Here is a 12688-nt window from a genome sequence, read left to right as displayed (position 1 = left end):
AAACTTTTCAATAATGAAAGCACGATATAAAATAATCTTAGTCTCGGTGATGGCGATGGTTGTCGGCGGATGCAGTTCAGACTTCTTAGACCGCACACCGCAGGGACAATTGATAGATGAGCAGCTGAACAGTACCAAGGGAGTGGAGTGGCTGCTTACCGGAGCATATGGTTTGATGAATGGCAACCGGGATGGGACCTGGGGCAATTATGGGTCGGCCCCTAGCCAGTGGCTTTTCGGGGACGTTGCCGGCGGAGATGCACATAAGGGAAGCGAAGCAGGTGACCAAGGTACGATGCTCGAAGTCGAAAAGCATACCGCTATTCCGGTCAATGAGCACCTGGCCACCATGTACCGTAATTATTACGAAGGTATCATTCGGTGCAACACCACGCTGCGCCAGCTGAAGATTGTACAGGAAACTGCTGACGAGAAATTCTCGGACGAACGGGCAGCCCAAATTGAAGCGGAAGCGAAGATGCTCCGGGGGCATTATTATTTTTTCCTTTGGCGGGTGTTCAAAAATATCCCATATATCGACGAAAACGTCTCGACGGCCGATGCCGCCAAGGTCCCGAATAATACGGATGTCCTGCCTATGATTGAGGCCGATTTCCAGTTTGCTACGCAGAATCTGCCTGACACAAAGCCGTTGGGTGAAGTAGGGAGGGTAGACGGCATTGCCGCCAAAGCTTATCTGGGAAAGCTGTACCTGTACCAGGGGAAATTTGCCGAAGCACTTGCGCTGTTTAAAGATGTTATCGCTGTAAGGCCAGATCTGGAAAGTTTGAATTTTCTGGATAATTTTGATGTCAATAAAGAAAATGGACCCGAGACGATTTTTTCTGCACAGCACGCCATCAATCCGAACGGGAGTGGCGACAACGCCAATGTGGGCGATATGCTAGCCGGGCTACAGAATTCGCCAACCCCAATGAACTGTTGTGGCTTTTTTAATCCCTCTTTTGATTTAGTTAATGCGTTTCGGGTCACGACGCTGGGACTGCCTATGCTCGATGGTTCCTATCGGAATAATCCCTATAAATCGGATTTTGGGTTAACCGGAAGCGCTAAAGAAAATTATGAGGTGGATAAAACCCTTGCGTTGGATCCGCGGCTTGATTACACCGTAGGGCGCAGGGGGGTTCCGTATCACGATTGGGGAATCTTCCCGGGCGATGCGTGGCTACGTGAGCCTGCCTCTCACGGACCGTTTGTGTCCTACAAACGGTTGTTGGACAAAGCTGATTTTACGGGAAACCTAGATAATGGTGGTAACGTGACCGCACTGGACGTCCAGATTATCCGATTAGCAGATGTCTACCTGATGGCAGCGGAATGTGCCGCGGAAACGGGCGATTTGGAATACGCACTGGCCAGAGTTAATAATGTCCGGAACCGGGCGGCTAAGCTTCCGACAAAAAAAATCGGCGGTACTGATGCCGCCGCGTATAACGTAAAACCCTACCCGGCATTCGCTACGAAAGAGTACGCCCTGGATGCCATCCGTTTCGAACGTAGGTTGGAATTGGCGCTAGAGGGACACCGGTATTTTGACCTGGTACGTTGGGGCATAGCGAAGGATGTACTGGAAAGCTATTCGGCTTTTGAGGGGGGCTTCAGCGAAACCTTCGGCAGGCTTTACGGTGGCCTTAATTTTGGCGAAAAGAATACGATGTTCCCGATACCGCAGGAACAAATCGACAGAAGCGGAGGAACATTGACACAAAATACAGGGTATTGATTATGCTTTCCAGAAGGAAATTTATTCAACGTATAAGTGCCGGGGTTGCCGTTGCCGCAGCTGCACCGATGATAGCAGGGTATTCATGCGGTTCGGCGGGAAAGCCGGGGCAGGCTGCTGAAGAGTCTTCGCCTGATCTGTTTTTCAAGATCTCGTTGGCAGAGTGGTCGTTGCACCGTGCGCTTTTCAGCAAACAATTGGATCATTTGGATTTTCCAATGTATGCAAAGGAGAAGTTCGGGATTGACGCCGTGGAATATGTCAATCAGTTTTTCATGGATAGGGCAAACGACCGGAAATACCTGGGGGAACTGAAAAAACGATGTGCAGACCATGGAATCACCAGCGTGCTGATTATGTGCGATTTGGAGGGGGATATCGGCGACGCCGATACTACGGCCCGACATACGGCAGTTGAAAACCATTACAAATGGGTGGAAGCCGCCGCATTTCTGGGTTGCCATGCCATTCGTGTAAATGCCGCCGGGGAAAGCAATGCAGATGACCTACGGAAGTATGTGGCCGAGAGCCTTACCGAGCTGTCGTCATTTGCCGATGACCATGGGATCGCGGTGATCGTTGAAAACCATGGGGGGCTTTCATCCAACGGTGCCTGGCTGAGCGGTGTGCTCAAAGCCGTTGGAAGGCCCAATTGCGGAGCCCTGCCCGACGTTGGCAATTTTTGCATACGGCGGGCCGAACCGCAGGAGCAGACGCTTGAAGCTTATATGGCGGCTGAGTGTCTTGAAGAATACGACCGCTACCAAGGTATCAAAGAATTGATGCCGTTTGCCAAGGGCGTGAGTGCGAAGACCTACGATTTCGATGAGTATGGCCTTGAAACCAGCATCGATTACCGGCGTGTATTGAACGAGGTCAAGGATGCGGGATTCGGTGGGTACGTCGGCATCGAATACGAAGGACATCGTTTACCGGCCGATGAGGGGATCGCTAAAACGAAAATGCTGTTGGAACGAATTGGAGCGGAATTAATGTAGCCTATCAATTAAAACAAAACCAGACCCAGGGAATCCGGATAATCTTCTTGGCCGGATTCCCTTTTTTTACGTTCCCGCTTTCATAAACCGTGGATTTAGCTATCTTAGCTGCTTCAATTACGTACATGTCGACGCTAAAAAACCACAAATCCACCATACGCGCATGGGCCATGTTCGACTGGGCAAATTCCGCGTACAATCTTGTGATTACTTCCACTATTTTTCCGGCTTACTATACGGCTATTACTTATACAGAAGCGCATGGTGACAAGGTACGCTTCTTCGGAGTCAGTGTTGTCAACACGGCGTTGTCGAATTTTGCACTCTCATTCGCCTATCTGTTTATGGCATTGGTGCTCCCCATCCTTTCGTCGGTAGCTGATTTCAAAGGAAATAAGAAGGCTTTTATGATGGTGTTCACCTACCTGGGCGGGATTGCGTGCATGGGGTTGTTTTTCTTTAAGCTGGAAACGTTGGAGTGGGGCATCATCTGTTTTACCCTGGCGGCAATGGGCTATGTGGGGGGCGTCTTATTCAATAATTCATATCTGCCGCAGATCGCCACGGTCGACCAGCAGGATCGGGTGAGCGCACAGGGGTTCGCCTACGGATATGTGGGCTGTGTCACCATTCAGATCATTTGTTTTGTATTTATCCTGAAACCGGAATGGTTCGGCATTACCGACCCCAGTTTCGCGCCACGGCTGTCTTTTTTGCTCGTAGGACTCTGGTGGATTGGCTTTTCACAGATTCCGTTCGCGAAGTTGCCAAAAGACCGGCGGAACGGGCAGCGTGTTACCAACGATGTGCTGCGCAAAGGATTCGCGGAATTGCGCAATGTGTGGACCAGGCTGAGGGAAATACCGGAGATTAAACGTTTTTTGCCGGCATTTTTCTTTTATGCCATGGGTGTTCAGACCGTTATGATCGTTGCCGCCGCGTTTGGCGAGAAAGTATTGCACTTGGGAGCTCCCAAGCTGATCGCTACGATTTTGATTATTCAGTTGGTCGCCATCGGAGGTGCGTATCTCATGTCGTTGCTGGCCAATTACATCGGGAATGTACGGGTATTGATGCTGGTGGTTTGCATTTGGATCGGGATATGTGTTTCTGCCTATTACATTGACCATGAAGTGCAGTTTTACATCCTGGCTGCACTGGTAGGGTTAGTGATGGGAGGGATACAGTCACTTTCCCGTTCCACCTATTCGAAAATGCTTCCGGTAGACGAGGCCGACACGGCTTCATTCTTTAGTTTTTATGACGTCACAGAGAAAGTAGCGATTGTGATTGGACTTTTTTCCTTTGCGTTGATTGAGCAGGTGACAAATAATATCCGCTATTCGGCGCTATGTCTGGGTATCTTTTTCGTGATCGGCCTGGTTCTTTTGGGAAGAATGTTACCGTTGGTTAAAAACCGGCGGTAGCTTAGGCAGTTTTAGCTATTTCGGCATGATTTTTCGAAGATTACCTTAAATTTGCTCCCACATCAGGTTTGTGCATGACGGTTCAACTCTTTATCCCTTGTTTTATCGATCAGTTGTTTCCAGAAACGGCGTTCAACGTGGTTCGTTTGCTGGAAAAAGCTGGGTGCAATGTCGTTTATAATCCGCAGCAGACCTGTTGCGGGCAGCCTGCTTACAATGCAGGTTTCTGGGACGAAGCAAAACAGGTCGGTCACAAGTTTCTGCATGACTTTGGTGACGATCAGGTGATTGTGTCGCCATCCGCTTCCTGTACGGGGATGGTGAAAAATTCCTACAACAATTTATTTACCAATACAATCGTCCATAACCGTTGCCGGGCAATACAGGGAAACATCCATGAACTCTCGGATTTTCTTGTGAATGTACTCAAAAAGGATTACTTTGGTGCTGAATTGGAAGGCCGTGCGGTGTATCACGATTCCTGTTCTGCATTGCGCGAATGCCATATCAGGGATGAACCGAGACAGTTGTTAAGCAAAGTGGATGGTCTTGAGCTGGTGGAGATGAAGCATACCGATACATGCTGCGGGTTTGGCGGTACATTTGCTGTAAAATTTGAAGCCATATCCAGCGCCATGGCTGAACAGAAAGTGCACCAAGCCTTGGAAATGGAAGCTGATTTCATCATTTCCACTGATTCATCCTGCCTGTTGCACCTTCAGGGATATATCGATAAACATCAGTTACCGATTAAAACGATGCACCTCGCGGATGTATTGGCACATGGCTGGGCAAATATTTAAGCCATACTCCGCCGTATTTGAAGGTATTGAATTTACTAACTAATAATAGATTACGATGACAGATAGAAGATCATTTTTGAAACACTTGGGAGTAGGCGCATTGAGTGTGTCTGTATTTCCTGCATTTGCAACGTCAACATTCTCTGCTGCAACCCATACCAATAGAAAATTATTTTTTAATATTTCGTTGGCAGAGTGGTCGCTGCACAAGACGCTCTTCGGCGGTAAGCTCGACAACCTTGATTTTCCGGAGACGGCGGCAAAGAAATTCGGCATCTACGCCGTTGAGTATGTAAATCAATTTTTCAAAGACAAGGCGAAAGACAAAAAATACCTGGCCGATTTGAATCAACGGGCAACCGATAACGGCGTTAAAAATGTGTTAATCATGATTGACGGCGAAGGTCCGTTGGGTTCCACGAATGAAAAGGAACGGAAAGAGGCTGTTGAAAACCACTACAAGTGGGTAGAAGCTGCCAAGTTTTTAGGTTGCCATGCCATCCGTGTCAATGCCGCAGGGGAAGGTACCCCCGAAGAAGTGAAGGCTGCGGCCATCGATGGTCTGGGACGGCTGAGTGAATTTGCAGCGTCTTACGGAATCAGTGTTATTGTAGAAAATCACGGCGGAATATCTTCTCACGGCGATTGGTTGAGTGCTGTACTTCGGGGAGTAGGTAGGAAAAATTGTGGAAGTTTACCCGACTTTGGTAATTTTTACGAGTACGATCGATATCAGGGGGTAAAGGATTTGATGCCTTTGGCAAAAGGTGTGAGCGCGAAAAGCAATGTCTTCGATGAAAACGGTAACGAATCCAATATCGATTACCGGAAGATGCTACAGATCGTAAAGGATGCCGGGTATACCGGTTATATTGGCATAGAATACGAGGGAGAGCAACTCAGCGAGGAGGAAGGCATTCTGGCCACCAAACGTCTGCTGGAACGCGTCGGCGCAGAGATCAGCTAACCCTATTCCGAATTAACTGACAACATTTATACTGCTTTCATTGTTGTACTTTCAAAAAGTACGACAATGAGAGCAATATGGACAGGAGCCATTGGCTTCGGGCTGGTCAATATTCCGATACGGATATTCAGTGCAACGACAGACAGCAGGCCTGATTTTGATATGCTTGACCGCAAAGACCATTCGCGTATCCGGTACAAACGGGTGAGCGAAAAGACGGGAAAAGAGGTTGCCTGGGATCAAATCGTAAAAGGATATATGCTGAATGACAATTACATTGTACTTGACGATGCTGATTTTGAGGAAGCCAGTCCGGAAAAGACAAAAATAATCAACCTGAAATCGTTTGTTAAGGAAGCCGATATTGATAGCATTTATTTCGAAAGCCCATATTACCTACAGGCGCAAAAAGGAGGGGAAAAGGCATATGTACTCTTGCTGAATGCCCTGGAAAAGACGAAAATGGCAGGTTTATCCACTTTTGTAATGCGTAATACCGAGAGTCTTGCTGTCATCCGGCCTCATCAAGGCATACTGTTGCTGAATACCCTACGGTTTGAAGAGGAAATCCGATCTGTTGATGAGATCAAGCCCGGTCAGCGTATCAAGATCGCTAAGCCGGAAATGGACATGGCTGTACAGCTGATCAAGAGGTATTCCAGCGATTTCGATATCACATCGTACCGCGATGAGTACAGCAAGGAACTGATGAAAATTATCCGTGCGAAAGCAAAAGGGAAACGACCAACCGTGCGCAAGATGAAACCGCGTAAGGCTCCTTCCGAAGATTTATTGGAACAATTGAAAGCAAGTCTTGCCTAAGATAATTCCCGATCGCCAAAATTTTGGCATTGGAATTGCTAAAGAAGGAATAGGTTTAGGTTGATAGCCCCCTAACCCCATTGGGGGCGGCCGTCCCGATGTATTTCGGGACGGTTTTTTTATGCCCGGGGCTTACCGCGCAATGTCCTGATACCCGTCATTTTGGGTCAATTTCGGATTGCGTTGCAATTCATCCAGCGAGATGGGCCACAGCAAATCGGTTTCTTTAAAAGTAGCACCTGAGCCGTTTTGTGCGCCAACCAGCGGTTGGTAGTCTACCTGTCCTTTTACCGTGGCAGAGATTACCGGGAACATACCTGTGCGTAGGCAGTCATCCCACAATTTAAACTCTAGCGGCAATTCCCGCAAGCGTTCCGTCCAAACCTCTTTTACAAAGTTATCGGCCGATAAGCCTTGAAGTTCTGCGGTATAGGCGGCTGCAGTTTTTCCGTTAATATCTGCCCGTGCTTTGATTTGTGCCAAATATCCCGCTGCTTCTGCGTTCACCCCGGATGAACGGGCGATGGATTCTGCGGCAATCAACAGTGCTTCTGCATAACGGTACAGGTTCCAGTCTTTGGTACCCCTTCCGCTGTTCAGTACGGCATCCTCGTCAAAATAATACCAGATACCGGCTTGTTCGGACGTCCACGTTGCTCCGTTGTTGGGGTTGGTATATTTCCAGTGGAAAAACTGGTTGGGTTGTATCCGCAAATCATCTGATTTATATACATTCAAAAAGCGATTTGTAGGACCATATACGCGTTCAAAGATGGAGTAACTTGAAAACACAGAAGTCGCTGAGGAACTGAATGCGTAGGTTGGCCACCAACCGCTGTTGCTGATTGTTCCATCGTATTCATACGCATAAATCGATTCGTCCAGATCGTCTGTTTTACGCAGCTTGTTATAGGCACTGTTTAGGGCCAGATCACTGTTCGTTGTGAGCCCATGGGGTGAATCCAACACAATTTTCACAGAAGTTGCCGCGTCACCGAATTTTCCTTGTTGCAAGTACACGTTGGCCAGGGTCATCGCCGCTACATATTGACTGATACGGTGTGCGTTGTTCGCAAAGGTGCTTTTGGGCAGCACATCCACCGCTGCTTTTAAGTCAGATTCTATCAGCCCATAAACGTCAGCCACACTTGTGCGTGTCAGATACAGGTCGTCTGACGGTGCCTCATACGGTTCGGTAGACAGCGGCACATCGCCGAATGTTTTCACAAGATAGAAATAGTTGTAAGCACGGAAGAATTTCGCTTCTCCAACTAGCTTCGCTTGCAGGGTCGCATCCATTTCAATCGCAGGGATGTATTTGATCGCAGCGTTGGCGATGTTGATAGCCCTGTAACATTCATTCCAAATACCGTTCATTGTATTGGAAACGATACGTGTGTTATTTTGGCGGGTCAGTTCCCTTGAATACAAGCAGACCAATTCCTGCCCCTCGTAGCTGTTGGTGAAATATCCCGTCAGCATACTGTTGATCGAGGCATTTGGCCCCAAGTAGGCACTTCCTGCCGATGCGTAGCGCAATGGAGCGCCCATCCGGTATAACGAATTAACCTGTCCCTGCGCCTGTGCTTCATTTTGGTAGTAGGCAACCGACGTAACGGCAGATCTGGGTGCTTCGTCTAAGAAGCTTTCACAGGAGCCGAAGATAAACGTGCTGCTCAGTAAAGCAATTGCTATATTTTTAGTTTTCATAATAACGTTTCTCTTTATTGATTACAAAGTAATATTCATCCCAAACATAAATGATTTCGCTCTCGGGTAGGAGAAGAAAACCATGTTCTGTCCGAATTTATTGCTGTCTCCGAGCGAGGTGCCTTCGGGGTCGTAACCCTGAAAATCTTTGGATGTAATTAACCAGGGATTGTTGGCATTCGCGTAAACCCTCAGTGCGGAAATGCCTAATCTTTTACACAAGCTAGATTCAAAAGTATAGCCCAATTGGATTACATTGAAACGCAGGTAAGAACCGTCAGTGACCCACTGGGAGTCTACGTTGGTGTCCTGGCCCGCATGGCCATTGTTGGTGAGGTAAATGGCTTGCTGCATGGTATTGGGATTAGAGCCGTTGTATGCATCGGTCAGGATGGTTTCCAGGCCATTCGTGATACCGAACCGGTCGTAAGTGGAGTGGAAGAATTGTTGCATGGTTTCTACCCCGTATACAAACTGCAGGTCGACGGTCAGGTCAAAGTTTTTGTAGTTGAGGGCATTGATGAAACTTCCGGTCCAGTCTGGCATTCCCTTGCCTAGTACCTGCTGCGTGGTTGAACGCTTGGCTCTTCCCACCTGGGCTAATGTGGCATCTCCGGCCTCATAGTCTTCGATGGTATAGACACCATAGCGTTCGTAACCGTAGAAGCTGTTCAGGTTCTCGCCTACGCGGATAATGCTGTTTGGTCCGCCTACCCAACTGTTTTGGGGAATATCTTCGTTGTTATCACCCAATTTCAGCACTTCGTTTTTATTGTAGTTCCCATTTAGGGTGATATCCCAGTTGAAATCGGTTGTTGAAACAGGGCTGGCAGTTACCATAATATCCACCCCCTGGTTCCGTACCGATCCGATGTTTTTCATGACGGAAGAGAAGCCAGTGGAGTTTGGCAGCGGTGCGCCAAGCAACAGATCGGTTGTTGTCCGGTTATAATACGATACGTCAAAGTTCAGTCGGTTTTGCAGAATACCCAATTCTACGCCGACATCATACGTTCCTGTCTTTTCCCATTTCAGGTCTGGGTTGGACATGGTACCAAGGTAGGAGTAAGGGGCGCGTGTACCATCCAGCAGATACGTGCCGGCGGTCACATTTGCAAGTGCTGAATAAGGATCGATTTCAGAATTACCGGTCAAACCATAGCTGGTATGCAATTTCAAATTGCTGATAAAGGTGTTGTCTTGCATAAAGTCCTCGTTAGAAACATTCCATGCCAGACCAGCCGATGGGAAAAAGGCGTATTTGTTGTTTGCGCCGAATTTGGACGAACCATCGTAACGTCCGGTAACGGTCAATGAATACCTGTCATTGTAGGAATACGCGGCGCGCAGGAAATAGGAATTCATCCGCCACTGGTTCCAGCTAGATGAGGGAGACGAAGGCGTTCTGCCGACCCCCATGTTATTCCACTCGTAGAAATCATCCGTGAATCCTTCGGTGCGCGAGGCATCGTATTCATAGGTGCGTTCCTGCCAAGAAAGTCCGGCCATCGCATTGATGCGGTGTCTGTCGAAAGTCTTATTGTAGGTCAGGTAAGTTTCTTCCTGCCAGTAAAACGTATTTGTGTGCTGAATCTCAGCCCAACCATTCGGTCTGGAGATGTTGTTCAATATAATGGAAGAATAACCTTTGTAGTCTTTCCGGTGGTTATCAACACCGAATTGGGTTTTCAGGTCCAGTCCGTCTGCCAGGTGGAATGTCAATGCCGCATTACCAAAAATCTGCGTATTGTAACGCATGCGTTTTTGTTTGTCGAGGATGGCAACCGGGTTAGACATACCCTCGAACCCGAGAACGTCGGTTATCGATGAAGACGAAGAGGATGTGTATTGGCCATCCGGTTGATAGATCGGAAGCCAGGGCAGCATTTCGATCATGGTTCTTCTAGCATCCTGACCACCACCGTCTTCCGGTGTATAGCGACCCCAGGCGTGGTTTACCAATAGGTTTACACTGGTAGATAGCCAATCCAGGGGTTTGGAATCATAGGCCAATTTACCATTGATCCGCTTGCTGAACGTGTTGTTGACAATTCCTTGTTGATCGGTATAGTTTAAAAAGGCTCCGGTAGAGGATTTTTCATCACCTTGCTGGATATTCAGCTGATGATTGTGTGATGCTGCAGTACGGGTTGCTTCTTCCTGCCAATTGGTGTTGTACAACGGATTGCCGTTGCTATCAAAATAAGTAGGATCATTAAACCAGTCCGTTTTATTCAGCGACCAGGATTTACCTTGGTAGGTGTTCTCATTTTCCAGACCCGTCATAAATGCTTCCACCCACTGATTTGCATCAAGCACTTTCATCAGTCGTTGCGGAGAACTAAAGCCGACGGAACCTTGGTAACTGATTGTTTTCCGTCCATCCTTACTGCCCCGTTTGGTAGTGACCAGGATTACGCCGTTTGCACCGCGCGCACCATATATGGCGGCCGATGAGGCGTCTTTCAATACTTCGATGCGTTCGATGTCATTCGGGTTTATTAACTGGAAATCTTCCATCACCACCCCATCTACCACGTATAATGGGTTGGATGAAGAATTGATAGTGGCGGTACCGCGAATGACCACACGGTTTGCGTAAGCGCCCGGCTGACTGGAGTTGGAGAAGATGTTTACCCCGGAAGCTTTGCCCCTCAGGTTGTCCAATGCGCTGAAGTTCTGCGCCTTGATCATGTCTTCGCCTTTGGCGATGGAGATAGAGCCCGTTACGTCTGATTTGCGCATCGTACCGTAACCAACTACTACTACTTCATCTAGATCTTGAGCGCTTTCTTGCAGCACCACATCTATTTGATGTTGGTTGCCTACTACTTGTTCTGTGGAGATGTATCCGATAAAGCTGTACACCAAAATGTCGCCAGCCTCGGCTTCAATGGTATACTGCCCCTGTTCATTGGTGGTAACCCCCTTTTGGGTGCCCTTTACTATAACTGATACACCGGGTAAGCGGCTTTGGTCGGTTCCGCTGGTCACGATACCCGTTATGGTTTGTTGTTGATTGGCCGTGGTGTGACTGTCTTTTGCAGTCGTCACGTGGAGAGAAGAAGCCATTGCTCCGTTGCCACATAGCAATCCGCCAATAGTGGTGAGCATAGCCATGCTACTGATAAACGTCATGCGTCTCATACGTTAGTTGGTTTTAATTTGTTCATAAAAGTTTACGATCAAAATATTGATCTTAATTGGGTGCCTTACTAAAGCGTTTTAGTTAGTCTTCAAAGGACCATTTTGTGAAATGTGTGTGTGTTTAAAATGTGTGTTTTCTGTGGATGTGTGTTTTTATTTTCTCATATAATTCGCTTTTTTTTGTGATTAAATTGTTTTTTATATTGATCGTCAATAGGATACGTGTACATTTTAATAAATGATAAAAATAGAAATAACTTATTAAAAAAATAAAAAAAGATGAAAAATTTAATAGATCTTGATCCTTCTGTTTGGAAATCAGAAGCTAACGGCAGAGAAATGCTGTGTTATTTTAGGGTTAATTTGTGTCTGCTGGGGTAATTCATAAAAAAAAGGTGTGCCGGATTTGACACACCTTTTTTCGCTTTTTGAAGAGCGAGCCGACGATGGGATTCGAACCTACGACCTACGCATTACGAATGCGTTGCTCTACCAGCTGAGCTACGTCGGCTACTGAGATTTTTTACGGAGGCAAACTTAGATAAATTCCTTTTTATCCGCAATAGGTCGTATACTAGATTTTTTCTCAGCAGCTAAGCCAAAACCGCATTCAGTTCGATCTGGGTGTCCAGTAATTTGGAAATCGGGCAGATTTCTTTGGCTTTCTGTGCGATTTCGCTAAATTCGGATTCTGAAATACCCGGTACGTCGCCTTTGAGGTTCAGGTGTACCGCGGTGATGCTGCCGTCTTCAAAAGTTACGCTAGCCTCGGTATCGAGGTTAGTGGGCGTATATCCTTTTTCGCTGAGCAGGAAGCTGAGCTGCATGGTGAAACAACCGGCATGGGCGGCACCGATCAGTTCCTCGGGATTTGTTCCCACACCATCCTCAAACCGGGTTTTATAGGAATACTGGGTATGATCTAACGTCTTGCTTTGGGTAGATACGCTGCCTTTTCCGTCCTTTCCGGTGCCCTGCCAATTGGCATTTGCTTTTCTTGTGAATTTCATCTGGATTCGTTGTTTTCTATAAAGTTTACGATGATAGAACAACTGTTACCCTAAAATTGT

At 47.4% G+C, this 12688-nt stretch carries 9 protein-coding genes and 1 tRNA gene; 6 read left to right on the top strand and 4 right to left on the bottom strand.

Annotation, left to right across the window (positions count from 1 at the left end):
• The first annotated feature begins 13 nt into the window (after positions 1 to 13).
• From IEX60_RS20270 to ku, 6 genes are all read left to right on the top strand, one after another.
• On the top strand, positions 14 to 1744 hold the full coding sequence (locus IEX60_RS20270; RefSeq protein WP_188753238.1) for a RagB/SusD family nutrient uptake outer membrane protein: 1731 nt from the start codon (positions 14 to 16) through the stop codon (positions 1742 to 1744).
• Positions 1745 to 1746: 2 nt separating this feature from the next.
• Complete coding sequence (locus tag IEX60_RS20265; protein WP_188753237.1) at positions 1747 to 2742, top strand: sugar phosphate isomerase/epimerase family protein; 996 nt, start codon at positions 1747 to 1749, stop codon at positions 2740 to 2742.
• Between the two features lie 125 nt (positions 2743 to 2867).
• The gene (locus IEX60_RS20260; protein ID WP_188753236.1) at positions 2868 to 4169 is read left to right on the top strand and encodes an MFS transporter; all 1302 of its coding nucleotides are present in this window, start codon (positions 2868 to 2870) and stop codon (positions 4167 to 4169) included.
• Between the two features lie 74 nt (positions 4170 to 4243).
• Positions 4244 to 4972, top strand: coding sequence for a (Fe-S)-binding protein (locus tag IEX60_RS20255; protein ID WP_188753235.1), 729 nt, complete (start codon positions 4244 to 4246; stop codon positions 4970 to 4972).
• A 55-nt stretch (positions 4973 to 5027) separates the two neighbouring features.
• Positions 5028 to 5939, top strand: coding sequence for a sugar phosphate isomerase/epimerase family protein (locus tag IEX60_RS20250; protein ID WP_188753234.1), 912 nt, complete (start codon positions 5028 to 5030; stop codon positions 5937 to 5939).
• A 66-nt stretch (positions 5940 to 6005) separates the two neighbouring features.
• On the top strand, positions 6006 to 6761 hold the full coding sequence (gene ku / locus IEX60_RS20245; RefSeq protein ID WP_188753233.1) for a non-homologous end joining protein Ku: 756 nt from the start codon (positions 6006 to 6008) through the stop codon (positions 6759 to 6761).
• A 132-nt stretch (positions 6762 to 6893) separates the two neighbouring features.
• On the opposite strand, the gene IEX60_RS20240 is transcribed toward ku, so the two are convergent.
• The 4 genes from IEX60_RS20240 to IEX60_RS20225 all read right to left on the bottom strand — a co-directional run bounded on the left by IEX60_RS20240 (position 6894) and on the right by IEX60_RS20225 (position 12628).
• Positions 6894 to 8471: a RagB/SusD family nutrient uptake outer membrane protein gene (locus IEX60_RS20240; protein WP_188753232.1), complete on the bottom strand. Its 1578-nt coding sequence runs from the start codon at positions 8469 to 8471 to the stop codon at positions 6894 to 6896.
• A 21-nt stretch (positions 8472 to 8492) separates the two neighbouring features.
• Positions 8493 to 11618: a SusC/RagA family TonB-linked outer membrane protein gene (locus IEX60_RS20235; RefSeq protein ID WP_188753231.1), complete on the bottom strand. Its 3126-nt coding sequence runs from the start codon at positions 11616 to 11618 to the stop codon at positions 8493 to 8495.
• 438 nt (positions 11619 to 12056) lie between these two features.
• A tRNA-Thr gene (locus IEX60_RS20230) sits at positions 12057 to 12129 on the bottom strand.
• Between the two features lie 82 nt (positions 12130 to 12211).
• Complete coding sequence (locus IEX60_RS20225; RefSeq protein ID WP_188753230.1) at positions 12212 to 12628, bottom strand: OsmC family protein; 417 nt, start codon at positions 12626 to 12628, stop codon at positions 12212 to 12214.
• Between the last annotated feature and the right edge of the window lie 60 nt (positions 12629 to 12688).

Origin of the sequence: Parapedobacter defluvii, from assembly GCF_014642075.1 — a bacterium.
Classification (GTDB): domain Bacteria; phylum Bacteroidota; class Bacteroidia; order Sphingobacteriales; family Sphingobacteriaceae; genus Parapedobacter; species Parapedobacter defluvii.
This window is presented reverse-complemented; position numbering and strand designations above follow the sequence as displayed.

What these genes read in the sequence shown, in the direction of transcription:
- IEX60_RS20270 (WP_188753238.1), top strand. Translation starts at nt 14, where the DNA reads ATGAAAGCACGATATAAAATAATCTTAGTCTCGGTGATGGCGATGGTT.
- IEX60_RS20265 (WP_188753237.1), top strand. Translation starts at nt 1,747, where the DNA reads ATGCTTTCCAGAAGGAAATTTATTCAACGTATAAGTGCCGGGGTTGCC.
- IEX60_RS20260 (WP_188753236.1), top strand. Translation starts at nt 2,868, where the DNA reads ATGTCGACGCTAAAAAACCACAAATCCACCATACGCGCATGGGCCATG.
- IEX60_RS20255 (WP_188753235.1), top strand. Translation starts at nt 4,244, where the DNA reads ATGACGGTTCAACTCTTTATCCCTTGTTTTATCGATCAGTTGTTTCCA.
- IEX60_RS20250 (WP_188753234.1), top strand. Translation starts at nt 5,028, where the DNA reads ATGACAGATAGAAGATCATTTTTGAAACACTTGGGAGTAGGCGCATTG.
- ku (WP_188753233.1), top strand. Translation starts at nt 6,006, where the DNA reads ATGAGAGCAATATGGACAGGAGCCATTGGCTTCGGGCTGGTCAATATT.
- IEX60_RS20240 (WP_188753232.1), bottom strand. Translation starts at nt 8,471, where the DNA reads ATGAAAACTAAAAATATAGCAATTGCTTTACTGAGCAGCACGTTTATC.
- IEX60_RS20235 (WP_188753231.1), bottom strand. Translation starts at nt 11,618, where the DNA reads ATGAGACGCATGACGTTTATCAGTAGCATGGCTATGCTCACCACTATT.
- IEX60_RS20225 (WP_188753230.1), bottom strand. Translation starts at nt 12,628, where the DNA reads ATGAAATTCACAAGAAAAGCAAATGCCAATTGGCAGGGCACCGGAAAG.